Origin of the sequence: Methylosinus sporium (assembly GCF_003113265.1) — a bacterium.
Lineage (GTDB): Bacteria > Pseudomonadota > Alphaproteobacteria > Rhizobiales > Beijerinckiaceae > Methylosinus > Methylosinus sporium.
On sequence record NZ_PUIV01000018.1, the window covers coordinates 1 to 22,824 of the forward strand.

At 67.2% G+C, this 22,824-nt stretch carries 22 protein-coding genes; 18 read left to right on the forward strand and 4 right to left on the reverse strand.

From position 1 onward, the window contains the following. Window positions 1-30 precede the first annotated feature (30 nt). From murB to C5689_RS12025, 16 genes are all read left to right on the forward strand, one after another. Window positions 31-951 carry a UDP-N-acetylmuramate dehydrogenase gene (gene murB / locus C5689_RS11950; protein ID WP_108917503.1) on the forward strand — a complete coding sequence of 307 codons (921 nt, stop codon included), beginning with the start codon at window positions 31-33 and terminating at the stop codon, window positions 949-951. 181 nt (window positions 952-1,132) lie between these two features. Further along, on the forward strand, window positions 1,133-2,647 hold the full coding sequence (locus tag C5689_RS11955; protein ID WP_108917558.1) for a hypothetical protein: 1,515 nt from the start codon (window positions 1,133-1,135) through the stop codon (window positions 2,645-2,647). Window positions 2,648-2,709: 62 nt separating this feature from the next. Further along, entirely contained in the window at window positions 2,710-2,946 is a 237-nt protein-coding gene (locus C5689_RS11960; RefSeq protein ID WP_108917504.1) for an AbrB/MazE/SpoVT family DNA-binding domain-containing protein, read from the forward strand. Window positions 2,947-3,045: 99 nt separating this feature from the next. Continuing rightward, window positions 3,046-3,414: a type II toxin-antitoxin system PemK/MazF family toxin gene (locus tag C5689_RS11965; protein ID WP_108917505.1), complete on the forward strand. Its 369-nt coding sequence runs from the start codon at window positions 3,046-3,048 to the stop codon at window positions 3,412-3,414. Then, window positions 3,411-4,334 (forward strand): D-alanine--D-alanine ligase, encoded by a 924-nt coding sequence (locus tag C5689_RS11970; RefSeq protein ID WP_108917506.1) that lies wholly within the window; start codon window positions 3,411-3,413, stop codon window positions 4,332-4,334. The genes C5689_RS11965 and C5689_RS11970 overlap by 4 nt, the downstream gene beginning before the upstream one ends. Further along, the gene (locus C5689_RS11975) at window positions 4,331-5,326 is read left to right on the forward strand and encodes a cell division protein FtsQ/DivIB (RefSeq protein WP_108917507.1); all 996 of its coding nucleotides are present in this window, start codon (window positions 4,331-4,333) and stop codon (window positions 5,324-5,326) included. The genes C5689_RS11970 and C5689_RS11975 overlap by 4 nt, the downstream gene beginning before the upstream one ends. After that, window positions 5,323-6,636, forward strand: a complete 1,314-nt coding sequence (ftsA, locus tag C5689_RS11980; protein WP_108917508.1) for a cell division protein FtsA — start codon at window positions 5,323-5,325, stop codon at window positions 6,634-6,636. Before C5689_RS11975 ends, ftsA begins: the two co-directional genes overlap by 4 nt. 97 nt (window positions 6,637-6,733) lie before the next feature. Then, entirely contained in the window at window positions 6,734-8,440 is a 1,707-nt protein-coding gene (gene ftsZ / locus C5689_RS11985) for a cell division protein FtsZ (protein ID WP_108917509.1), read from the forward strand. A 209-nt stretch (window positions 8,441-8,649) separates the two neighbouring features. Then, window positions 8,650-9,564, forward strand: coding sequence for a UDP-3-O-acyl-N-acetylglucosamine deacetylase (gene lpxC / locus C5689_RS11990; protein WP_244594678.1), 915 nt, complete (start codon window positions 8,650-8,652; stop codon window positions 9,562-9,564). A 199-nt stretch (window positions 9,565-9,763) separates the two neighbouring features. Beyond that, window positions 9,764-10,570 (forward strand): sterol desaturase family protein, encoded by an 807-nt coding sequence (locus C5689_RS11995; RefSeq protein WP_108917511.1) that lies wholly within the window; start codon window positions 9,764-9,766, stop codon window positions 10,568-10,570. A 196-nt stretch (window positions 10,571-10,766) separates the two neighbouring features. Next, window positions 10,767-11,660 (forward strand): outer membrane protein assembly factor BamD, encoded by an 894-nt coding sequence (locus C5689_RS12000; RefSeq protein WP_108917512.1) that lies wholly within the window; start codon window positions 10,767-10,769, stop codon window positions 11,658-11,660. 47 nt (window positions 11,661-11,707) lie between these two features. Next, window positions 11,708-13,384, forward strand: coding sequence for a DNA repair protein RecN (gene recN / locus C5689_RS12005; RefSeq protein WP_108917513.1), 1,677 nt, complete (start codon window positions 11,708-11,710; stop codon window positions 13,382-13,384). A 101-nt stretch (window positions 13,385-13,485) separates the two neighbouring features. After that, window positions 13,486-14,175 carry a lytic transglycosylase domain-containing protein gene (locus C5689_RS12010; RefSeq protein ID WP_108917514.1) on the forward strand — a complete coding sequence of 230 codons (690 nt, stop codon included), beginning with the start codon at window positions 13,486-13,488 and terminating at the stop codon, window positions 14,173-14,175. Between the two features lie 213 nt (window positions 14,176-14,388). Beyond that, window positions 14,389-15,264, forward strand: coding sequence for a chorismate mutase (locus C5689_RS12015; RefSeq protein ID WP_108917515.1), 876 nt, complete (start codon window positions 14,389-14,391; stop codon window positions 15,262-15,264). 4 nt (window positions 15,265-15,268) lie between these two features. Then, a complete protein-coding gene (hisC, locus tag C5689_RS12020; protein ID WP_108917516.1) occupies window positions 15,269-16,390 on the forward strand; it encodes a histidinol-phosphate transaminase in 1,122 nt (373 codons plus the stop codon). Continuing rightward, complete coding sequence (locus tag C5689_RS12025) at window positions 16,383-17,318, forward strand: prephenate/arogenate dehydrogenase family protein (protein ID WP_108917517.1); 936 nt, start codon at window positions 16,383-16,385, stop codon at window positions 17,316-17,318. Before hisC ends, C5689_RS12025 begins: the two co-directional genes overlap by 8 nt. Before the next feature lie 56 nt (window positions 17,319-17,374). On the opposite strand, the gene C5689_RS18420 is transcribed toward C5689_RS12025, so the two are convergent. Next, window positions 17,375-17,710, reverse strand: coding sequence for a hypothetical protein (locus tag C5689_RS18420; protein WP_158271804.1), 336 nt, complete (start codon window positions 17,708-17,710; stop codon window positions 17,375-17,377). A gap of 9 nt (window positions 17,711-17,719) precedes the next feature. Here C5689_RS18420 and C5689_RS12030 point away from each other — a divergent pair, with 9 nt between their 5' ends. After that, window positions 17,720-18,403 carry a hypothetical protein gene (locus tag C5689_RS12030; protein ID WP_158271805.1) on the forward strand — a complete coding sequence of 228 codons (684 nt, stop codon included), beginning with the start codon at window positions 17,720-17,722 and terminating at the stop codon, window positions 18,401-18,403. An 86-nt stretch (window positions 18,404-18,489) separates the two neighbouring features. Here C5689_RS12030 and C5689_RS12035 read toward each other — a convergent pair whose 3' ends face one another. Then, complete coding sequence (locus C5689_RS12035; protein WP_108917519.1) at window positions 18,490-18,912, reverse strand: VOC family protein; 423 nt, start codon at window positions 18,910-18,912, stop codon at window positions 18,490-18,492. A gap of 182 nt (window positions 18,913-19,094) precedes the next feature. Next, window positions 19,095-19,931, reverse strand: a complete 837-nt coding sequence (locus tag C5689_RS12040) for a patatin-like phospholipase family protein (RefSeq protein ID WP_244594682.1) — start codon at window positions 19,929-19,931, stop codon at window positions 19,095-19,097. A gap of 235 nt (window positions 19,932-20,166) precedes the next feature. On the opposite strand from C5689_RS12040, the gene C5689_RS12045 reads away from it, so the two are divergent. Further along, the gene (locus C5689_RS12045; protein ID WP_108917520.1) at window positions 20,167-21,282 is read left to right on the forward strand and encodes a sensor histidine kinase; all 1,116 of its coding nucleotides are present in this window, start codon (window positions 20,167-20,169) and stop codon (window positions 21,280-21,282) included. Window positions 21,283-21,316: 34 nt separating this feature from the next. Here the strand turns inward: C5689_RS12045 and C5689_RS12050 are convergent, their stop codons facing one another. Next, window positions 21,317-22,663: an FAD-dependent monooxygenase gene (locus tag C5689_RS12050; RefSeq protein ID WP_108917521.1), complete on the reverse strand. Its 1,347-nt coding sequence runs from the start codon at window positions 22,661-22,663 to the stop codon at window positions 21,317-21,319. Window positions 22,664-22,824 lie beyond the last annotated feature (161 nt).

Genomic DNA, 22,824 nt, shown 5'->3' on the forward strand with positions numbered 1-22,824 from the left:
GGGAGAAGGAGACGCGCACGGAGATTGCGGATGAGCTTTTCGGATATCTCGGCCGAGATCGTGGCGCTCATGCCCGATTTGCGCGGGCGTCTCGCCGCCAATGAGCCGCTCGCGCCGCTCACCTGGTTTCGCGTCGGCGGGCCGGCGCAGCTTCTCTTCTCGCCGGCGGACGAGGAGGATCTCGCTTATTTTCTCGCGCGTCTGCCGCGTGAGATTCCTGTCATGGTCATCGGCCTCGGCTCCAATCTCATCGTGCGCGACGGCGGCGTCGACGGCGTCGTGGTGCGGCTGACGGCCAAGGGCTTCGGCGCCATCGCCGTGGAAGAGGGCGAGCGCATTCGCGTCGGCGCGGCGGTTCCCGATGTGAAGCTCGCGCGCGCGGCGGCGGACGCCGGCATAGACGGTCTCGCCTTTTATCGCGGCATTCCCGGCGGCGTCGGCGGCGCGCTGCGCATGAACGCCGGCGCGCATGGCGGCGAGACGAAAGATGCGCTGATCGAGGCGCGCGGCGTCGATCGCTCCGGCAATGTGCGCGTCTACACGAACGCCGAGCTCGGCCTCTCCTATCGCCATAGCGACGCGCCGGAAGATGTGATTTTCACGCAGGCGCTGTATCAGGGCCGCAAGGGCGATCCCGCGACGATCCTCGCCGAGATGGAGCGCATCACGCAGGCGCGCGAAGCCTCGCAGCCCATTCGCGAGAAGACCGGCGGCTCCACTTTCGCCAATCCGCCGGGGCATAAGGCTTGGGCTTTGATCGACGAGGCCGGTTGCCGCGGGCTCGTCGTCGGCGATGCGCAGGTCAGCGAGATGCATTGCAACTTCCTCGTCAATCGCGGCCATGCGACGGCCGCCGACGTCGAGGCGCTGGGCGAGGAAGTGCGGCGGCGCGTGCAAGAAAAGAGCGGCATTCTCCTGCGCTGGGAGATCAAGCGGATCGGCGTCCCATGAGTCCTCGGCGGCGGGCGCTCTCTACCCTCCCCTTCACGGGGAGGGTCGGATCGCGAAGCGATCCGGGGTGGGATGAAATTCCCCAGATTCGGAGGCTCACCCCCTCCCGAGCGCCTTCGGCGCTCGACTTCCCCCCTCGAGGGGGAGGCGAAGCCGTCTCGGCTCGCAGGGAATGCTCGAGATGAGCGTGATCGAGAAGAGCGCCGTCGCCGCGCCCGCGCAGGACGACGGACTCCTTCGCGCAGCGTCGAGCCCGCTGCTCGGCGGAGCGCTCGCGCTCGTCGCCATCGCGCAGCAGCTCATCGGACATATCGATTGTGATGTCTCCTGGTTTTTGACCTTTGCGGAGAAAGTCCTCGATGGGCGCACAGCCTATGTCGAGGTGAGCGATCCTAATCCGCCGGCGGCCTTTCTTTCGCTCATGCCTGCCGTGCTGCTCGCCCGCGCGCTGCATCTTCGGGCGGAGGCGGTCGTCGTGGCGCTCGTCTTCTTCGCCGCCGTGGCGTCGATCGGCTTGTCGTTTCATCTGCTGCGGCTGAGCGCGGCGCGCAGCCTCCGCGAATGGATGCCGCTCGGCAATGCGGCGATCTTTCTGCTGCTGGTCGCGCCGGAGATCGTCTTCGCGGAACGCGAGCATATCGCGCTGCTCGCGCTTCTGCCGCTGCTCGCGACGCTGGCGGCGGAGGAGGGCGCGCGCCCGTCGCCGTGTTTCGCGCGGATCGCCGCGGGAGTTTGCGGCGGCGTCGCGGTGACGCTGAAGCCGCATTTCGCGCTCGCCGTCATTCTGCCGGCGCTGGCGATCGCATGGCGCGCGCGCTCGCTTCGCGCTCTGTGGCGCGTGGAGCTCGTTTCCGCCGCGCTCGCCTCCATCGCGCTGACGGGCGCGACGTTGCTCGCCTTTCCGGCCTATCTCTCGCAGGCTCTGCCGCTGGCGCTCGAGGTCTATGGGCCGGCGCGCGACGATCTCGGCCACTTTCTGACCCATTCGCTCGCTCTGGCCTATCTCGCGCTTATGGCCGGATTTCTCGTCGCGGCGCGCGGCGCGCTCGGCCGGGCGCCTCTCGTCGCGCTCGCCGCCTCGCTCGGCTTTTTCGTCGCCTTTCTGCTGCAAGGGAAAGGCTGGATGAATCACGCCTATCCGGCGATGATCCTGCTGCTCTTCGCCTGGATATTTTTCGCGCTGCGCGAGGCGGCGCCGGCGACCGGCGCGAAGTCGGCGCTGATGAAATTCCTGTTCCTGCCCGCGCTGCTCGCCGCGCCGGCCTATTTCGGAATCGTCGAGCAGCTGACCGACCGCGAGGAGCATGAGGGGCTGCTGGCCGCCGTCGCCGAGGTCGCGCCGCCACATCCGCGCATCGCGACTATCGCCAGCCAGCTCGATTTCGGCCATCCGCTGACGCGGCGGCTCGACGGCGAATGGGTCGGACGGCAGAATGCGCTGTGGACGACGGCCTTGGTCGGGCGGCTGCTGGAGACGGCGAGGCCGCCGCGGCGCGAAGCGCTGGAGGCGCGGCGCAGCGCCGATCTCGCCGCATTGGCGCAGGATATTCGGGCGGGGCGCCCGGATGTCGTCGTCGCCGAGGATCGGGCGACTCGGGAATGGGTGCTGAAACGCCCGGAAACGGCCGCCGCGCTGGACGGCTACAGGCTCGCGAAACGGGCGGGGGATGTAGAGATTTGGCGGCGGGCGGAGTGAGCGTCTGGACATGCCGTCCGTTCGGCCTATAGTAAGACGGTAAGACGTAAGGAGCGCGAGCCATGCCGTCCGTTAGGCGCCAGACGGTCTATTCGAAGGTTTCGGTGAAGAGCCAAACGGTTCTGCCCGCCGAGGTCCGCGAGCGTCTTCGCATCAAGCCGGGCGATCGGCTGCGCTATGTGATCGACGACTCGGGCGTGCGGATCGAGCGCGGCGCGGCGAATGAGGAGGAAGATCCCTTCGCCACTTTCACCGAATGGGCGAGCGACGCCGACGACGAGGCCTATGCCGATCTTTGACGCGATATTCGCGATCGGCGAGAGCGAGCCTGAAGGCTCGCGGTCCGTGGGGCCGTTTTGGACCGCGAGCCTCGAGGCTCGCTCGCGGAGGCGCGCGCAATGACGCGCTATGCGCCGGGCGACGTGGTCGTCGTGCCCTTTCCCTATTCGGATCGATTTGCGGAAAAGCGACGGCCGGCTCTGGTCGTCTCGAACGACGAGGTGATGTCCGCCGGCTTTCTCTGGCTCGTCATGATAACGACAGCGCAGAATTCCGGCATGGAGCAGGACATCATAATCGAGGATTTGTCGGCCGCCGGGCTTTCGCGCCCGTCGATCGTGCGGCCGGTCAAGATCGCCAATGTCGAACCGTCTCGGATCGTGCGGCGCGCCGGACGACTGGGGGCCGAGCAGGCCGAAGCGGTGTTCGCAGCGGTGCGTTCCTTTATCGGGCGAGATCGCCCCAAACCACGCAAAGGTGCGTCATGACAGCTCACATCGCCGTGCTCATGGGCGGATTCTCCTGCGAGCGCGAGGTCTCGCTGCGGTCGGGCGAGGCGAGCGCCAAGGCGCTGGAGAGCGTCGGCTATCGCGTCACCCGCGTCGACGTCGGCCGCGACGTCGCCGAGGTTCTCGCCAAGCTCGCGCCGGATGTGGCGTTCAATGCGCTGCACGGACGTTTCGGCGAGGATGGCGCCATTCAGGGCGTGCTGGAAATTCTGCGCATTCCCTATACGCATTCGGGCGTGCTCGCCTCGTCTCTGGCGATGAAGAAGGATGTGGCCAAGAGCGTGATGGCGGCGGCTGGCGTGCCTGTGCCGCGGGGGCGGGTGGTTCATCGTCTCGAGGCGGCCAAGGCCCACGCCCTCGAGCCCCCTTACGTGCTGAAGCCGGTGAGCGAGGGGTCGTCCTTCGGCGTGTTCATCGTGAAAGAGGGGCGCTCGCATCCGCCGCAGGAGCTGGCGAGCGCCGATTGGCGGCATGGCGATTTCATGCTGGCGGAGAATTTCGTCGACGGCCGCGAGCTCACTTGCGCGGTGATGGGCGACCGTCCGCTCGACGTCATCGAAATCCTCCCGGTGTCGGAGGAGTTCTACGGTTTCGACGCGAAATACGCGAAAGGCGGTTCGAAACACGTGCTTCCGGCAAATCTTAAACAAAATATTTACCAAGAGGTCCAACAGTTGGCGCTCGAGGCTCATCGGGCTCTCGGCTGTCGCGGCGTCAGCCGCGCGGACTTTCGATACGACGATCGCCCGGAAGGCACGGGCGAGCTCGTTGTGCTGGAGGTCAACACGCAGCCGGGCATGACCGAGACCTCGCTGGTTCCCGAAATGGCGGCCCATGCCGGCTATTCGTTTGGCGAGCTCGTGAGATGGATGGTGGAAGACGCGTCCTGCGATCGTTGAGAGAGCCTGTCGAGGCTCTCTTCGATGTCGCGCATCCGCATCCCGTCCAGGCTGGTTCTCTTCACGCTGGTTCTCTTCACGCCGGCGCCTATTCCGCCCCTTACGTAAATCCCGTCGGCTCCGAGCCCGCCGAGCGGCGCGGCCGCTCGGCGGCTTCCGCCGCGCAGGCGGAGCGCGGGCGTCTCTCGCGCATCGCGGCTCTGCCGGGGATCGGCACGGCGGCGCTCGCTCTGCTGTTCGGCGCTGTGGGCTCGGCCGGCGTCGCGCACAATGGCGGCTATGCGGAATTCGTCGCGCGCAACGGCGCGCCACGCGACATAGTGGCGCGCGCGCTCGGCTTCTCCATCGAGGTCGTCACCATCAGCGGGCTCGGAGAGCTCTCCGAAAGCGACGTGCTCGCCGCCTCGGGCGTCAAGCCCACCAACTCGCTGCTCTTCCTCGACGCCGAGACGATTCGCGAGCGGCTGACCGCGCTGCCGCTGGTCGAGAGCGCGCGCGTGCTGAAGCTCTATCCCGATCGGCTGATCATCGCGCTCGAGGGGCGGCGTCCTTTCGCGCTCTGGCAGCGCGACGGCAAGCTCTCCGTCGTCGCCGCCGACGGCGTCGTCATCGACGAGATGCGCGACGAGCGTTTTATCGGCCTGCCCTTCGTCGTCGGCGAGGGCGCGGAGAAGCGGCTCGACGAATATATGCGGCTGCTGGAGGCCGCCGGCGATCTCAAATCGCGCGTGCGCGCCGGCGTGCTCGTCTCCGGGCGGCGCTGGTCGCTCGACATGACCAATGGCGTCGAGGTGAAGCTCCCCGAGCGCGAGCCGGAGGCGGCGCTGGCGCTGCTGCAGCGACTCCAGCGTGAGGCCAGGATACTCGACAAGGATGTGATCTCGATCGATTTGCGTGCGTCCGGACGCGTCGCGGTTCGCCTTTCCGAAGAGGCGGTCGCGGCGCGCGCGGCCGCGACGTCGCGCAATTCACGCAAGGGCGGCCAGACATGAAGCCACATATCTTCCCGCCGCGAATGAAGCAGCTCGGCGCCCGCCGCAGCGCCACCATGGCGGTGCTCGACGTCGGCACGTCGAAGATCGCCTGCATCATCGCCCGGCTGACGCCGGTGGGCGAGGGCTCGCCGCGCGGGCGCACGCATCGCGCGCGCGTGCTCGGAATCGGCCATCAGCGCTCGCGCGGCGTCAAGGCCGGCCAGATCGTCGATATGGAGGAGGTCGAGAGCGCCGTCCGCCGCACGGTGGACGCGGCCGAGCGCATGGCGCGCTCGCAGGTCGACGCCATCGTCGTCACCGCTTCGGGCGGCCGGCTCGCCTCGCAGCATTTCGCCGCCAAGACGCGCGTCGTCTCCGGCGCCGTCGCGCCCTCCGACGTGCATCGCGTGCTCGAGGCCTCCGCCGCCCATGTGACGGAGCGTGGCCGCATCGTCGTCCATTCGCTGCCCACCGGCTTCTCGCTCGACGGCACCGCCGGCATTCGCGAGCCCGCCGGCATGGTCGGCGGCGAGCTCGGCGTCGATCTCCATGTCGCCAGCTGCGATCAGGCGGCGATGCGCAATCTTCTCGTCGCGGTGGAGCGCTGCCATCTCGGCATTGAGGCCGCCGCCGCGGCGCCCTATGTCGCCGGCCTCGCCGTGCTGGAGGCCGATGAGGCGGAGCTCGGCGCCATCGTCATCGACATGGGCGCCGGCGTCACCTCGCTCGCCGTCTTCTCCGGCGGCGCGCTGGCGCATGTCGACGCGGTGACGCTCGGCGGCAATCACATCACCATGGACATCGCCCGCGGCCTCGATTGCCGCCTCAGCGACGCCGAGCGTCTGAAGACGCTCTATGGCGCAGCGATCTCCTCGCCCTCCGACGATCGCGAGACGATCGCCTTCGATCATGTCGGCGAGAGCGGCGAATATCCGGCCCATGCGCCGAAATCGCATCTCGTGCGCATCATTCGTCCGCGCGTCGAGGAGACTTTGGAATTCCTGCGCGATCGGCTGGCGGCGTCGGGCTTTTCGGCCCATGCCGGCCGCCGCGTGGTGCTCACCGGCGGCGCCTGCCTGCTCACCGGCCTGCCGGAGGCGGCGCGCCGCATATTGGGCGGACAGGTGCGCGTCGGCCGGCCGGCCGGCATAGACGGCCTGCCCGAATCGGCCCGCAGCCCGGCTTTCGCCGCGGCCGTCGGCCTGCTCGTCTATCCGCAATTTTCGGGGCGCGAATATTTCGAGCCGCGCCAGGAGGCGGAGATGCGCGGGACCGGGACCAATGGCTACTTCTCTCGGGTCGGACAATGGTTGAGGGACAGTTTTTGAAGTTTTCGAGCAAGGAGAGCGAGGCGCGCGTCGGCGAAACGCTCCGGGGACGGCAACCGACGCGCAGTCGCATGAAAATCAGTCGAAAGGTCTGGCGATGACGATCAATCTCAAGGCGCCCGAGCTCCGGGAATTGAAGCCCCGCATATTGGTGTGCGGCATCGGCGGCGGCGGGGGCAACGCCGTCAACAACATGATCATGTCGGGCCTCTCGGGCGTGGACTTTCTGGTCGCCAACACCGACGCGCAGGCGCTCGCCTCCGCGCGCGCCGAGCGCGTCATCCAGATGGGCCTGCAGGTGACGGAAGGCCTCGGCGCCGGCGCGCAGCCGGAAGTCGGCCGCGCCGCCGCGGAAGAGGCCAAGGACGAGATTCGCGAGCATCTTTCCGGCGCGCATATGGTGTTCGTCACCGCCGGCATGGGCGGCGGCACCGGCACCGGCGCTGCGCCCGTCATCGCCGCCACGGCGCGCGAAATGGGCATTCTGACCGTCGGCGTCGTCACCAAGCCCTTCCATTTCGAGGGCGCGCGGCGCCTGCGCATCGCCGAGAGCGGCATCGCCGAGCTGCAGAAGTCGGTCGACACTCTGATCATCATCCCGAATCAGAATCTTTTCCGCATCGCCACGGAGAAGACCACCTTCGCCGACGCTTTCGCCATGGCCGATCAGGTGCTCTACTCGGGCGTCGCCTCGGTCACCGACCTCATGGTCAAGGAAGGGCTCATCAATCTCGACTTCGCCGACGTGCGCTCGATCATGCGCGGCATGGGCAAGGCGATGATGGGCACGGGCGAGGCCACCGGCGAGCGCCGCGCCAGCCTCGCGGCGGAGGCGGCCATCGCCAATCCGCTGCTCGACGAAGTGTCGATGAAGGGCGCCCGCGGCCTCTTGATCTCGATCACCGGCGGCAACGACCTCACCCTCTATGAGGTGGACGAGGCGGCGAGCCGCATCCGCCAGGAGGTGGACGAGGACGCCAACATCATCCTCGGCGCGACCTTCGACTCCTCGCTCGAGGGCGTGGTGCGCGTGTCGGTGGTGGCGACGGGCATCGATCTGCCGAGCACCGCCGCCGAGGACGCCGCCGCCGCGGAAGCCCGCGTGCTCGAGGCCGCCGAGCGTCTGCGCGCGCAGGTGGCGGCGCAGAGCCGCCCCTCGATCGTTCATACGATCGCCGAGCCGGCTCCGCAGCCGGCGCCTCATGCCTATGCGCCCGAGCCCGCGCCGGTCCCGACGGAGCGCCAGCCCTCGTCCTATTACGGCGAGCCGCAGCAGCAGGCGCCCGCCGCTTCGCGCGACGTCTATCTGGAGCAGGTGGCGACGCGCCCGGCAGCCTATGCGCCGGAGCCCGCTCCCCAGCACGCCCCGATGATGGAGGCGCATGAGCCCTACATCCCGCCGGCCGCCGAGCTGCCGCGTATGCGTATGCCGCAGATCGAGGATTTCCCGCGGCCGGTGCAGGAGCAATATCGGCAGGCGCGCGGCGAGGCCGCCGGCCAGGCGCCGGAGGCCGCGCGCCGCCGCACGCTGCTGGAGCGTCTCGCCTCCTTCGGCGCGAGCCGCCAGGAGGATGCGCTGCAGGGGCCGGCGACCGCCGCCCCGCGTCCGCAAATGCGCCCGCAGGCTCCCGCGCCCTCGCAGAGCCATGCGGAATACGCCAAGCGCCCCGTCGCCCCCGCGCCGCAGCCGGCGGCGGGACACGCCGGGCTCGATCCGCATGGCCGCCGCGTCGCGCCGGCCCGCTCGATCGAGGACGAGCAGCTCGAGATTCCGGCCTTTCTGCGCCGCCAGATCAACAGCTGATCGCGCCCGCTGGATCGCGAAATCTGTGAAAGGCCCGCTTCGGCGGGCCTTTTCTCATTCGCGCCGATTGTAACATTTTGTAAAAAACCGTGACTGGAGCCCCGCTGCGGCGCGGATTATCTTGCGCCGGCGCCACTCCGCCACAATGGCGCACAGTTGCGCGCGATGCGGCGCGCGAACCCGCCTCTCCCGGGAGTGAAACGGAAGTCATGACCTCGCGTCGACCGACGATGCAGACGACGCTCGCCGCCGCCGTGACGCTGGAGGGCGTCGGCGCGCATAGCGGCCGCGCCGCGCGGCTGGTTCTCGCGCCCGCCGAGGCCGGCTCGGGGATCGTCTTCACGCGGTTCGGCGGCGTGGATGCGCTGCGCGCCGAGGCGCATAATGTCTCCTCCACCGAGCTCTGCGTGCGTCTGGGCTCCGGCGCCGCGTCGATCTCGACCATCGAGCATCTGATGGCGGCGCTGCGCGGCCTTTGCGTCGACAATGTCGCGATCGACGTCGACGGGCCGGAGATACCGGCGATGGACGGCTCGGCGGCGGCCTTTGTCGCGGCGATCGACGAAGCCGGGATTGTGAGGCTCGCCGCGCCGCGCCGCTCGATCGAGATACGCGCGCCGGTGCGCGTCGCCGACGGCGCCGCCTGGGCCGAGCTTTCGCCCGCGCCCTCGGGCTTCTCCCTGGACGTCGAGATTTCCTACGCCGCCGCGCCCATCGGCCGCCAGCGACTGCGGCTGCGGCTGACGCCGGCGCGCTTTCGCACCGAGATCGCGCGGGCGCGCACCTTCGGCTTTTTGTCGGACGCCGAGCGTCTGTGGCGCGAGGGCAGGGCGCTCGGCGCCTCGCTCGACAATACGATCGTCATAGCGGAAGGGCGCGCGCTCAATCCGCAGGGCCTGCGATTCACCGATGAGTTCGTCCGCCATAAAATGCTCGACGTGCTCGGCGATCTCGCGCTCGCCGGCGCGCCGATCATCGGCGCCTTCCGCTCCTATCGCGGCGGCCACAGTCTCAATCTCGCGCTCGTCGAGACGCTTCTGGCGACGCCCGCGGCCTTCGCCTTCGTCGGCGCCGACGAGCGGCCGCGGCCTCGCGGTCCCGCGCTTCTTTGCGCGTCGCGCTGAAAGAGCGAGCCTGAGGCTCGCGGTCCGGTGGCGCGCTCGAACCGGCGCGCAAATCGCAGGATGTGAGCGGGATGTGTCGTCGCGCCTCACTAGAAATCCGCCCTGAACTCGGCTATAGGACGAAAAAATATCCTCCGTTCGCCGCGCGGATTGCGGCCGGCGCGACGAACGGATCTCCATGCTCGGAGTCCGCCCTCCCATGTCGCTCGAACCATTCGGATATATTCCTTTGTCGTTGTTCGCCTGGGCCGCGCAGATGATCGCGTTCCATGGGATCGGCTACGCATTCGAATGGTGCGATTCGACCGGCCGGCTGCGACGCTTCAAGGTTCGCGATCTCGATCGCATGAGCTATCGCGCGCTGCTGCCGCGCGTATTGTTCAACCAGACGGCGATTCTGCTGCCCTCCATGCTGGCGGTCGAATATCTCGGCCTCGCCTTCGTCGGCGCGCCGCATCTGACCTGGACCGCGCTCGTCCTCACCATGATCGGAATGCTGATCGGTCATGATGTGGTGCAATATGTCGCCCATCGCCATCTGCTGCATCATCCGGCGCTGATGAATCGGCTCGGCCATGCGCTGCACCACCAGACCGGCGCCAGCAAGGCGATCAGCGCCTGCTATCAGTCGAGCGCGGATTTCTTCTTCGAGATCGTGCTGCCCTATCTGCTGCCATTGGTTCTCGTCGGCGGCGGCGGCGCCAGCGTCGCCTTTCACTTGTGGACGACCAGCCTCGGCGCGCTCGGAGGGCTCTATGAGCATTCGGGCTATGATTTCGGCCTCGCCTTCCGCGATCCCGCCGCGACCGGCTGGCGCAAGCGGCTCAACGCCGCGCTCGACCATCTCACCACCAGCATGGCGCACGGCTATCACCACACGCGCGGCAATGTGAGCTTCTCCGACGGCTTCGGCACGCCCGGCATTTGCGATACGCTGTTCAAGACGCGCTGGGACCTCGTGCCGGAGCGCGTGCGGCGAAGAGAGCGGGCGGCGGCCTCCGCCTGACGTTTCGGTCTTCCGGCAGCATTTCGCCTTCGCGCGAAAGTCTCGACCGCAAAGGGCGGCGCGCGCCATAATCTCGCCCGATCCGGCACGTCTCTTCGAAACAGGGGAGGGCGTTCGTACGAGCGCCTTCCCGAGTGGCGCCCTTCGGCGAATTGGTTTAGAGAAGCTTAAATAACGTCCCCGCGAGGCCGAATCCATGATCGCAAGCCCGTTTCGCCCCACAGATCTCGCGCGCGCAGCGCTGGCGGCGGTCCTCGTCGCGGCTCTCCCGGCGGCCAAGGGACGCGCCGATATTCTCGACAGCATAACGAGCGGCTTCGGCCTGTTCTCCGGCGAGAAATACAAGACCGAGATTCTCCCCGAAATCCCGGCCGAGGATATCTATAATCAGGGCCTAGCCCGCATGGAGAAGCATGATTACGAGAACGCCGCCAAGAAGTTCGGCGAGCTCGAGAAGCAATATCCCTTCTCGCAATGGGCGCGCAAAGGCCTCTTGATGCAGACCTTCGCCCAATATCAAAAGCCCGCCTATGACGATGCGGTCGCCTCGGCGCAGCGCTACATCGGCCTCTATCCGACCTCTCCCGACACGCCCTATATGTACTATCTCGCGGGAATGTCTTATTATAATCAGGTCCCGGCGGTGATGCAGGACCAGGAGAGCGCGGAGAAGGCGCTGGCCATTTTCACCCAGCTCGTCGAGAAATTCCCCAAGTCGGAATATGTGACCGACGTCAAATACAAGATCCAGGTGGCGCGCGACCAGCTCGCCGCCAAGGATATGATGGTCGGCCGCTTCTATCTGACGCGGAAGAATTATCCGGCCGCGGTCAATCGCTTCCACGACGTGCTCGCCAAATATCAGACGACCCGCCACGCCGAGGAGGCGCTGTATCGGTTGACGGAAGCCTATTTCGCCATGGGCGTCGTCAATGAGGCGCAGACGGCGGCTGCAATTCTGGGGCATAATTTCCCCGATTCGTCCTGGTACAAGGACGCGCATTCGCTGCTCGCGACGGGCGGCGTCGCGCCCGAGGAACATCATGGCTCCTGGCTCTCCAAGATCGGCAAGACGCTCGGCTCCAGCTGAGCGTTCGCGAGGGCGAGCCGAGGGGGCCGGAAGAGTAGAGCGCGCTCATGCTCGTCCGTTTGTCTATCCGTGATATCGTTCTCATCGACAGGCTCGATCTCGAATTCTCGTCTGGCCTGACGACGCTGACCGGCGAGACCGGCGCCGGCAAATCCATCCTTCTCGACGCTTTCCTGCTGGCGCTGGGCGCGCGCGGCGACGCTTCGCTCGTGCGCGCCGGCGAGGAGCAGGGGCAGGTGACGGCGGCTTTCGATCTGCCGCGCGACCATCCCGCGCTCGCCGCGGCGCGCGAGTTCGGCCTCGACGCCGAGGATGAGCTGGTCTTGCGCCGCGTGCAGACCAGCGACGGCCGCACACGCGCCTTCGTCAATGATCAGCCGGCCAGCGCCCAGGCGCTGCGCGCCATCGGCGCCTCGCTGGTCGAGATCCATTGCCAGCACGATGATCGCGCGCTCGTCGATCCGAGCGCGCATCGGGCGCTCGTCGACGCCCATGGCGCGCTCGGCGACAGAGCCGCGCAGGTGCGCGAGCTGTATGGCGCATTGCAGCGCGCGCGCCGCGAGCTGGCCGAGGAGGAGGCGCGCGTCGCCAAGGCGCGCGCCGAGGCCGATTATCTGCGCCACGCCAATGAGGAGTTGGACGCGCTGGCGCCGCAGCCCGGCGAGGAGGCCGCGCTGGCCGAGCGGCGCCAGACCATGCAGCGCTCCGAGAAAGTGGCCGGCGATCTGCGCGACGCGCTCGAGGCTTTTTCCGGCGATCATTCGCCCGCCGGCGAAATCGCCTCCGCCGCCCGTCGTCTGGAACGGCGCGCGACCCAGGCGCCGCAGCTGATCGAGCCGCCGGCCAAGGCGCTCGCTCAGGCGCTCGATGCGCTCTCCCTGGCCGAGCAGGCGCTGGAGCAGGCGCTCCGCGACGCCGATTTCGACCCGCGTGAATTAGAGCGCATAGAGGAGCGGCTGTTCGCGCTGCGCGGGGCCGCGCGCAAGCATCAGACCAGCGTCGACGCGCTGCCCGCGCTCGCCGAGCGTTTCGCCGCCGATCTCGCCGCGCTGGACGCCGGCGAGGCGCGCATCGTGACGCTGAGCGAGGCTGTCGCCAGAGCGCAGGCCGCCTACGCCAAGGCGGCGGAAAGCCTTTCGGCGGCGCGGCGCGCGGCGGCCAAGACGCTCGACGCTCTGGTGGAGGGCGAGCTGAAGCCCTTGAAGCTGGAAGGCGCGCGCTTTCGCACGGAGATCGTTAGCGATCCTGCGACCGGCGGGGCGGAGGGCTATGACCGCGTGGAGTTCTGGGTGCAGACCAATCCGGGCTCGCGGCCCGGCCCGCTCGTAAAAGTCGCCTCCGGCGGCGAGCTCGCGCGCTTCATGCTGGCGCTGAAAGTCGTGCTCGCCGATCGCGGCTCGGCGCCCACGCTGGTTTTCGACGAGATCGACACGGGGGTCGGCGGCGCGGTGGCGGACGCCATCGGCCAGCGTCTGGCGCGGCTCGCGAAACGTGCGCAAGTGCTCACCGTCACCCATGCGCCGCAAGTGGCGGCGCGCGCCGGCCGGCATTTGCGCATCGCCAAGGGCGCTGTGAAAGGCAAGGCGAAAGATCATGTGGCGACGCGCGTCGCCGAGCTGGAGGAGGCGGAGCGGCGCGAGGAGATCGCCCGTATGCTCTCGGGCGCGGCGATCACCGACGAGGCCCGCGCGGCGGCCCGCCGGCTGCTGGAAGGGGCGGGGTAGGACGCCTCCGCCGCTCTCGAGCCCCGTACGGATTCGCGCCGATTTGGCGAAAGCTCGATCTCGGGTTAAGAAGCGCTAACCAAATCGGCTCGGGAGGACGAATGAGACTGGCGATTTGCGCGGCGACGGCCGCCATGGGCTTTGCGCTCGCGGGCTGCAATTCTTACGCTCCCGAGAATCAATTCGTCGCCAAGGCGGTGGACGAGCCGCCGCCGCCGAAGGCGAAGCTCTCGCAGCGCGAGAAGCTGGAAGACAGCATTTCCCGCTGCGCTCGCACTTACGACATTCCCGAATCGCTGATCCATACCGCGGTGCGCCGCGAAAGCAATTACAATCCCGCCGCCAAGAACGGGCCCTATTGGGGCCTGATGCAGATTCGCTACGATACGGCGCGTAGCGTCGGCTACAGCGGCCCGGCCAAGGGCCTGCTCGACGCCGAGACCAATCTCTCTTATGCCGGCGCCTATCTCGCCAACGCCTTCCGCGTCGCCGGCGGCGACGCGCAAAGGGCCATTCAGCTCTACGCCAAGGGTTTCTATTACGAGGCCAAGCGCAAGGGGCTGCTCGGCCAGATGGCCAGCGGGCGCTCGGTCACGGATGAGCAGAGCGAGCCGATCGCGCCCGCCGTGGCGAAAGCCGAGCCGCAGCCGTTCGTGCTGGCTGCGATCGATATTCCCGCCGGCAAGCATGTCAGGGCGGCGGAACCGCAGGCCCAGCCGGAGCCGGTCATGATGTATACGGAGGCGCAGGCTCCGATCGCGCTCGAGGCGCAGACGGCGCAGCAGCAGTAGAGCCGCCGGTTCTCAGTCGTTCTACGGGGCGGGGATTTCGTTCTGTTCATGTTTCCCGCGTCACGGCCGCGCTCGTCGCGGGGCATGACGCGGCTGCATAGGAATCGTCGAGCCGGGCTCGGAGCTTCGGCCCGAGCCCGGCTGCTCGCATTGCCTCCCGCGCCGCGCTGGCCTAAGACAGCCCGCCGCCCTTTTCGCCACCAGCACGCGCCGATGCGAGACGATTCTTTGCCCAAGATCGAGACCGAAACGCTCGCGGATCTGCGCGACGAGATCGACCGCATCGATCGCGAGATGCATGGCCTGCTCATGCAGCGCGGCGAGATCATCGATCGGCTGATCGCGGTCAAAGGGCCGAACGGCGCCTCCGCCTTTCGCCCGGACCGCGAGGCGAAGATGATGCGCGCGCTGGTCTCGCGGCATAGGGGCCTGTTGCCGGTCGATACGGTCGAGGGCATTTGGCGCATCATCGTCTCCACCTTCACCTATATGCAGGCGGAATACTCCCTCCACGCCGATGATTCCGGCGGCGACGCCGCCATGCGCGACAGCGCGCGCTTCCACTTCGGCTTCACCGTGCCTTATGCCGCGCATCATGGCGCGGGCGCCGTGGTCGCGGCGGTGGCGGGCTCCAAGGGCGATCTAGGAATGCTGCGCTCCGCCGGCGCGCAGGAGGAGGGCGCCTGGTGGGCGAGGCTCGTCGGCGAAAACGCGCCCAAGATCATCGCGCGCCTGCCCTTCGTCGAGCGGCCCAATCATCCGGCCGGCCTGCCGGTGCTGATCGTCGCGAAACCCCTGGCCGAGGCCGCCTCGCAGGATATCGCCCTCTATGCGCTCACGCTGCCGAAATGGCATCCGGCCGCCCCTGCGGCGATCGACGCGCTGGCCGGCGAGATTCTCGCCACCGCGCCGCATGGCGGGGAGCTGTCTCTGCTCGTCGCCGCGCCCGGCCATGTGAAAGCCGCGCAATTTGTGGAAGAGCTGGCGCGCGCCGGCGTCGGCCGCGTCCGCGCCGAGCCGGTCGGCAGTCATGCGGCGCGTTTCGAATTGGACACTGCCCGCAGCGGCGTTTTTGCCCCGAGGAGTTGACGAGATGACCAAACCTGTCGTGCGTCGAAGCGTGCTGGCGATCGACGCTTACGTGCCCGGCAAGAGCGCCGCGCCGGGCGCCGCGCGCGTCTTCAAGCTCTCGGCCAATGAGACGCCGCTCGGCCCGTCTCCCAAAGCCGTGGACGCGCTGCGCGCGCTGGCGCCGAAGATCGCCGCCTATCCCGACGGCTCGGCGACGCGGCTGCGGCAGGCGATCGGCGCGGCGCATGGGCTCGACCCGGAGCGCATCGTCTGCGGCGCGGGCTCGGACGATATTCTGGCGCTGCTCGCGCATGCTTTCATCGAGCCGGGCGACGAGGGAATCTACACGCAATATGGATTCCTGGAGTATCGCATCGTCATTCTCGCGGCGGGCGGCGTTCCGGTCATCGCGCCGGAGACGAATTACAAGGCGAGCGTCGACGCGATTTTGGAGCGGGTGACGGAGCGCACGAAAATCGTCTTCCTCGCCAATCCCAATAATCCGACCGGGACCTATCTGCCGAAGTCGGAAATACTGCGGCTCGCCGATGCGCTGCCGCCGCATGTCGTGCTCGTCATCGACGCCGCCTATGCGGAATATGTGCGCGCCGAGGATTATTCGGCGGCTCTCGAGCTCGCCGCGACGCGCGACAATGTGGTGACGACGCGCACCTTCTCGAAAATCTACGGCCTCGCCGGGCTGCGGCTCGGCTGGGGCTATGGCGCGGCGCCGATCATGGATGCGCTGAACCGGCTGCGCGGCCCTTTCAATGTCAGCGCCGCGGCGATCGAGGCGGGCATAGAGGCGGTGCAGGACAAGGCGCATGTCGAGGCGGCGATCGCGCATAATGCGCGCTGGCTGCCTTTCCTTACGCGCGAGATCGAGGCGGTGGGGCTCGAGGTGCTGCCGAGCGTCGCGAATTTTATCGCCATTCGCTTTCCCGATGAGGCGGGGCGCACGGCGGCGGACGCCGATCGTTTCCTCACCTCGCGCGGGCTCGTGCTGCGCGCGATCGGCGCTTATGGAATGCCGCAATTCTTGCGGTTGACCGTCGGCTCGGAGGAGGCCGATCGCCTCGTCGTCGCGGCGCTCGGCGAATTCACCGCCTCATGGCGCGCGGCGCCGCGGGCCGCGCATGGCTGACGCGCGCGCGCCGATCTTCGAGAAGGTCGCGCTGATCGGCCTCGGCCTCATCGGCTCGTCGATCGCGCGCGGCGCTCGCGCCTATGGCGCCGCGACTCGCATCGCCGCGAGCGACGCCTCGGAACAAGTGTGCGCGCGCGTGCGTGAGCTCGGCATAGCCGATGAAACCACCGCCGATCTCGCGCAGACCGTGACGGGCGCCGATCTCGTCATTCTCTGCGTGCCGGTCGGCGCTTGCGGAGAGGTTGCGCGCGTGATCGCGCCGCATCTTTCGCCGGGCGCCATTCTCTCCGACGTCGGCTCGGTGAAGGGCGCGATTGTCGCGCAGGTCGCGCCGCATGTGCCCGCGAGCGCGCATTTCATCCCCGCGCATCCGATCGCCGGCACGGAATATTCCGGCCCGGACGCCGGCTTCGCGACGCTGTTTCAGAATCGCTGGTGCATTCTCACGCCCCAGGACGGTTTCGACGGCGAGGCGGTGAGGAAGCTCTCGGCCTTTTGGACGCGGCTCGGCGCCAATGTCGAGACGATGAGCGCGACGCATCATGATCTGGTGCTCGCGGTGACGAGCCATCTGCCGCATCTCATCGCTTACAATATCGTCGGCACGGCCGCCGATCTCGAGGAGGTCACGCAGTCGGAGGTGATCAAATTCTCGGCCTCCGGCTTTCGTGATTTCACGCGTATCGCCGCCTCCGACCCGACCATGTGGCGCGACATTTTCTTGAACAACAAGGACGCCGTGCTGGAGATGCTCGGCCGTTTCGACGAGGATTTGACGGCGCTGCGCCGCATGATCCGCACCGGCGACGGCGACGGACTGTTCGCGCTGTTCACGCGCACGCGCGCCATCCGCCGCAGCATCATCGAGCAGGGGCAGGATACGGCGGCGCCGGATTTCGGACGCTCGGCGCCGCGCGAGGAGTGACGGTCGGGATCTTTCCAAAGCGCGCGGATTGGCGGAAGCTTCATCGATAGATTTTTTCATGTTCTTTCGAGAGTTCTTCGATGACGCCGAGCATCCATCGATCCGATCCGAACCGACGTCCCGATCATGACTTCGTCGATGGCGAGCTGAAGTTTCTGGTCGTCGGCAATTTTTGCCGTCTGTTGGACAAGAGGCGGACGCCCGGTCGAATCGAAGCGGTCATGCCGTCTTCCGCGTCGTTTCGTTGGCGGATACTCGACTTCGAGGATGCCGGGGCGCATTGGGACGTTCCTTTCGAAAAAGTCGTCGAGCTCCAGTTCGAGATCGGAAGCGACGAAGAGCCGCCGTCGATCGTCGACGAATTTCGAAAAGAGATCGAAAAATTCCGACATTCGCTCGTCGTGAGAGCGTCGCTCGTCGAGAGAGAGGCGACGCTGCGCCGCATTCGCGAGGAGGCGTCGGCGATCGAGGAGCGGCTCAGAGCCGACCTGCCCGCTTTGCGCGACCTCTCGGTCCTGGAGTGGCAGGCCGCGACAGCGATCCCGATCGCGTTACAAAATTACATGGAGGAGAGCGGTTGCGCCGAGCAGGAACGCATGACGGCGCAAATCTATGTCTCCAATCCATCATCGGGCGAATGGATCAAGGCCATGGAGATCGTGCTGGCCGAGATGGGGTTGAAGGATTTCGTCGGCCGCGCGATCCGCTCCGAAGGTCTTTTCGAGGGAGTCGGGAGCAAGGAGCTTCGTCGGCGATATCTACTCGCGCGAATGGCTTTTCTTCGAGCGTTATTTCGCCTGCTCGGTCATGACGAGGTCCGGCTCTTTCGCGGCATGTCGAGCGAAGGCCGATGGCGTAGCGGAGCCGAAAAGCTCTTCTCGTCATGGACGTTCTCGCCGGACGTCGCGAGGAGCTTCGCCACCTTCGACGGTGACGGGCGTATGCGGCAGTCCTACTTGGTCATGAGAACATTCCCCGTCGAGAAGCTCTTCATGACCTGCATCGAAACGCAGCAGATGAGGGAACGCTTTCAGGAGGCCGAGGCGGTGGTGATGCATGACGAGGAGGATCGGCTGCTCTGGTGATCGTCAGCGCGTCCGACAGCTCCTCGTCGCGCATCCGTCGCCTTCGGCGATGGCGCAGGGCGGCTCGGCGGCCCCCCCTTTTCTGGTCAAATGTCGAATGTCACATGGCCGTGCGCGTCGATCGGCCACGACGGATTCCAGGCGATCTCCCATGCGTGGTCGTCGGGATCGGCGACATAGCCGCGAAAGCCTCCATGCGGTGGCGCGTCGGCCGGCCGCAAAAGCGCGCCGCCGGCATCCAAGAGCCGTCGCATGACCAGCTCGACATCCTCTTTATTCGAGACATTATGCGCGAGCGAGAAAGCGCCCGGCGTGCGGAGCGCGGAGCGATTCATATCGGCCTCGAGCGCGTCTTTCCGAAAGGCGCCGAGAACGAAGCCGTTCATCTGGTAGAAGATGATTTCCGGGCTCTCGAAGACGGGCCTCCAGCCGAAGCCCTCGACATAGAAACGACGCGAGCGCTCCAGATCGGAGACGCCGAGCGTGATGACGGAAATCTGCTGTTGCATTCCACGACCTCATTGTCCGCCGGCGCGTGATTGCGCAGGCGTTAAAGGCCATGGGACACATCGCGGCGAGCGAAGGTCAGGACCCGCGATCGCGGGGATCGGGCCAACCGCACCGATCTCTCCTTTTTTGACGGCTGATTTTTAATCCGCCGCGCGTCGCGGGGCAAGACGAGGAGCGTCGCCTAAATCAGCCCCATCACCTGCAGCGCGTCGGCGATCTCCTCGCGCCGTTTCTCCACCGCCGCCTCGCCTTCGCGCACGGCTTCCTCCGTGCGGTCGAATTCGAGCAGACCGATATGGCCGACGCGCGGCGTGATGTGCACGTCGGGCGGATCGCCGGCGAGGCGCGAGCGCGTCAAGCGGTCCTGCATTATGCTGAGCGATGTCGTCATCACGCCGAAAATGCTCGGGCGGTCGGGGTCGCGGCGGAAGACGCCGCGCGTGAGCGCCTCGGTGAGCGAGGCGACGAAGGGCTTCTGCTTTTGCTCGAGCAGAGTCGCCGGATCGAAGCCCATGGTCGAGGGAATGCGCGCGGCGTCGCGCGACTTGCCGATGATGTCGGTGTTGAGATTGACGGCGATGACGAGTTCCGCGCCGAGCGCGCGGCAGGCGGCGACGGGCAGAGGATCGACCAGCGCGCCATCGGCGAGCCAGCGCCCGTCCACCTCCATGGGCGGGAACAGGCCCGGCAGCGAGAAGGAGGCGCGCAGCGCTTCGGCGAGATCGCCCTTTTGCAGCCAGATCTCATGGCCGGTGACGAGATCGGTGGCGACGGCGACGAAAGGCGTCGGCAAGGTCTCGACGCGCATGGGGCCGAGCGCGCGGCGCAGCTCCATCAGCAGGCGGTCGCCCTTGATGAGTCCGCCATAGCCGAGCTGGAGATCGAGATAGGAGACGATCTTGCGCTTGTCGAGCGAGGCGGCCCAGGCCTCCAGCTCGTCGAGCTTGCCGGCGAGAAAGCAGCCGCCGACGAGCGCGCCAGCCGAGGTTCCGGCGACGACATCGAAGGAGACGCCCATCTTCGTCAAGGCGCGCAAGGCGCCGGATATGCGCCCAGCCGCGCGCCATGCCGGAGCTGAGCGCGAGGCCGATTCTCCGCCGGCCGAGCGGATGCTCCGCGGTTTCGTGCGTTTCCGTCGCTTCCATCGCCATTGCCGCTCAGGCTCTTTTCTTCCGTCCGCGTCGCTCACATATCATATTCGCTACATTCGTGGGACGGGGTGGCGCAGCTCATGTCGCGAGGGGACGGCCGAAATGAGCGGCGAGACGATCGAATATGATCGCTTTCGGGTGATGGTCGAAGCCTCGCCGGCGGCGATCCTCATCGTGGGCGCCGACGGGCTGGTGCGCTACGCCAATCGCGAGACGGAGATTCTCTTCGGCTATGCGCGCGACGAATTGATCGGGCGCTCGGTCGATCTGCTGACCCCGGCCGTGACGCGCCGCCGACATGCGGCGTTTCGACGGCTCTATTACGTCGATCCCGGCCGCCGCATGATGGGCGTCGGCCATGAGATAAGGGCGCGGCGGCGCGACGGCTGCGAGTTTCCAGTCGAGATCGGCCTCGCGCCGCTCATGACGGAGCGCGAGCTTCTCGTCACGGCGACGATCATCGATATGAGCGAGCGCCGCGCGGCGGAGCGGGCGCTCGCCGGGAGCGTCGCCGAGCTGGAGCGCGTCAATGAGCGGCTCGGCCAATTCGCTTATGTCGCCTCGCTCGATCTGCAGCAGCCGCTGGCGGAGATCGCGTCGCAATCATCGCGCCTCGAGGCGGCGATGAATGCGGGAGGCCTTGATGAAATCATGCAGGCGAGCGCGCATATGCGCTGCGCCGCGGTGCGCGCGCGCAAGCTCGTCGAGGATCTGCTCATTTATGCGCGAACCATCTATGGCGATCAGCAATTGGAGGCGCTGGAGCTGCGCGAGGAAGTGCAATTCTCGCTCGCCGCGCTGGCGCAATCGATCGCCGCGGGAGAGACCAGGCTCGAGGTCGATCTTCCCGCCGCCGCTTTCGTCGGCGACCGCGCGCAATTCGCTTGCCTGATGCAGAATATCGTCGCCAACGCCATCAAATATCGCAAGCCCGGCCGGCCGGCCGAGGTGACGATCGCGGCGACGCTGGAGGAGGGCGCGATCCATCTGTCGATCATCGACAAGGGCGTCGGCTTCGAGCAGCAATTCGCGCAGAAGATTTTCGAGCCGTTCAGCCGGCTGCAGAGCGATGTGGAATATGCCGGCACGGGCATAGAGCTGGCGATCTGCAAATCCATCGCGGATCGCCACGGCTGGGAGATAGAGGTCGAATCGCAGCCGGGCGACGGGACGGCGTTTCGCTTCGCGATTCCGACGCTGTTCGCGCCGTCTCTGTAAGTCCTTCTCCCGCATGCGGGAGAAGGAGCGCGCGTCAGCCGAGGCGCGAGGCGGTCTCGCGCAAATGGGCGAAGGCGCCTTTCGCCGCGTCGACGATCGCCTCCGGCCCGCGCGGGCGCTTGCCGCGCATTCGCGGTTCCTTCGGCGCCTCGTCGCGCATCAGCCGCGGCTGCGCGAGATGCGGCGCCACGCCCTCGCGCATCACCGCGCGGCGTAGTGGGCCGAGCGCCGTCATGGCGATGAAGCCGGCACCGCGAATGAGATCGATCGGCAGATAAGGGATGATCAGCGAGCGATTGAGCAGATCGACCCCATGGGTGCGGAAGCCGATATCGGCGCGGCGGTGCATTTCGTAACGCATCAGGGCGCGCGAAAGCTCCTTGGGATTGCGCAGATCGACGCTGGCGAGGCAATCCTCGAGATCGGCGACGTCGCGCAGGCTGAGATTGAGCCCCTGCGCGCCGATCGGCGGAAACACATGGCAGGTCTCGCCGACCAGCGCGAGCCGCGGCGCGGTGAGCCGCGACACTTGCAGCCCGCCCATGCGGAACTCGCCAATGCCGCTCTCGATCGTGATGGAGCCGAGTTTTTCCCGAGAGTAGTCCTCCATCTCATATTGCAGCTCGTCGCGCGGCTTGGCGAGGCGGCGCTTGGCGTCGCGCGGGCTCATCAGCCAGACGAGGCTGGAGCGATGCTCCGCGCCCTCGCGCGGCGGCAGCGGCACCAGAGTGAAGGGGCCCGAGCGCGTGTGAAATTCGGTCGAGACATTGTCGTGCGGCAGCTCGTGGCGCAGCAGGGCGGTGAGAGCGACCTGCGGATAAGTCCATTCCTTCGTGTCTATGCCGGCGGCGGCGCGTGCGCGGCTGGCGCGGCCGTCGGCGGCCACGATGAAATCGGCGGCGATGCGGCGCCCGTCGGCGAGGATCGCGGCGGCGCCGTCGTCCTCGAATTCATAGTCGGCGATGTCGCTCTCGACGATCTCGAAGCTCTGCTCGGCGCGCGCGTGCTCGAGCAATATGGCGGTCAGCTCGTCATTGGAGACGTTGAGGCCGAAGGCGGGAAGATCGATCTCCTCCGAGCGCATCACGAGATCGGGCACGGGGAGAAGCTGGTCCGTGTCGTCGATCATCTGGATCGTCTCGATCGGACAGGCGGCGGCGCGCACCTTCTCCAGCACGCCGATCGAATCGAGAAAGCGCACCGAGGCTTCGAACAGCGCGATGGTGCGGCCGGGCAGAGGCGGAGGAAAGCGCCCGGCGAGCGTCACGCGCCAGCCGGCCTTCGCGAAAGCGAGGGCGGCGGCTATGCCGGTGGAGCCGGCGCCGGCCACGAGAATCTGCGTGTCGATCGCAGGGCTTTCGCCCGCTATAGTCTCGGCCATATGCTTCGTCTCCGTTTCGGGAATCCTTCTACACCAAGGGGAGGGGAAGGCGAAGCCGTCCGCCGGCGGCTTTCCGTCGCTACTCGAAAATCTGTTGGCTTTGTCGCCTGCGTCAATCCATGGTCGCAATCGACGCGGATTTTTTGCGCTGCGAAGTCATT

Excerpts from the sequence above, each read along its gene's own strand:
- C5689_RS18420 (WP_158271804.1), bottom strand. The coding sequence starts at position 17,710 with ATGTCGGAATTTTTCGATCTCTTTTCGAAATTCGTCGACGATCGACGG.
- C5689_RS11995 (WP_108917511.1), top strand. The coding sequence starts at position 9,764 with ATGTCGCTCGAACCATTCGGATATATTCCTTTGTCGTTGTTCGCCTGG.
- ftsZ (WP_108917509.1), top strand. The coding sequence starts at position 6,734 with ATGACGATCAATCTCAAGGCGCCCGAGCTCCGGGAATTGAAGCCCCGC.
- C5689_RS11965 (WP_108917505.1), top strand. The coding sequence starts at position 3,046 with ATGACGCGCTATGCGCCGGGCGACGTGGTCGTCGTGCCCTTTCCCTAT.
- C5689_RS12035 (WP_108917519.1), bottom strand. The coding sequence starts at position 18,912 with ATGCAACAGCAGATTTCCGTCATCACGCTCGGCGTCTCCGATCTGGAG.
- C5689_RS11955 (WP_108917558.1), top strand. The coding sequence starts at position 1,133 with ATGAGCGTGATCGAGAAGAGCGCCGTCGCCGCGCCCGCGCAGGACGAC.
- ftsA (WP_108917508.1), top strand. The coding sequence starts at position 5,323 with ATGAAGCCACATATCTTCCCGCCGCGAATGAAGCAGCTCGGCGCCCGC.
- C5689_RS12025 (WP_108917517.1), top strand. The coding sequence starts at position 16,383 with ATGGCTGACGCGCGCGCGCCGATCTTCGAGAAGGTCGCGCTGATCGGC.
- C5689_RS12040 (WP_244594682.1), bottom strand. The coding sequence starts at position 19,931 with ATGGGCGTCTCCTTCGATGTCGTCGCCGGAACCTCGGCTGGCGCGCTC.
- C5689_RS12045 (WP_108917520.1), top strand. The coding sequence starts at position 20,167 with ATGAGCGGCGAGACGATCGAATATGATCGCTTTCGGGTGATGGTCGAA.
- C5689_RS11970 (WP_108917506.1), top strand. The coding sequence starts at position 3,411 with ATGACAGCTCACATCGCCGTGCTCATGGGCGGATTCTCCTGCGAGCGC.
- C5689_RS12010 (WP_108917514.1), top strand. The coding sequence starts at position 13,486 with ATGAGACTGGCGATTTGCGCGGCGACGGCCGCCATGGGCTTTGCGCTC.
- recN (WP_108917513.1), top strand. The coding sequence starts at position 11,708 with ATGCTCGTCCGTTTGTCTATCCGTGATATCGTTCTCATCGACAGGCTC.
- lpxC (WP_244594678.1), top strand. The coding sequence starts at position 8,650 with ATGACCTCGCGTCGACCGACGATGCAGACGACGCTCGCCGCCGCCGTG.
- C5689_RS12015 (WP_108917515.1), top strand. The coding sequence starts at position 14,389 with ATGCGAGACGATTCTTTGCCCAAGATCGAGACCGAAACGCTCGCGGAT.
- C5689_RS12000 (WP_108917512.1), top strand. The coding sequence starts at position 10,767 with ATGATCGCAAGCCCGTTTCGCCCCACAGATCTCGCGCGCGCAGCGCTG.
- murB (WP_108917503.1), top strand. The coding sequence starts at position 31 with ATGAGCTTTTCGGATATCTCGGCCGAGATCGTGGCGCTCATGCCCGAT.
- hisC (WP_108917516.1), top strand. The coding sequence starts at position 15,269 with ATGACCAAACCTGTCGTGCGTCGAAGCGTGCTGGCGATCGACGCTTAC.
- C5689_RS11960 (WP_108917504.1), top strand. The coding sequence starts at position 2,710 with ATGCCGTCCGTTAGGCGCCAGACGGTCTATTCGAAGGTTTCGGTGAAG.
- C5689_RS12050 (WP_108917521.1), bottom strand. The coding sequence starts at position 22,663 with ATGGCCGAGACTATAGCGGGCGAAAGCCCTGCGATCGACACGCAGATT.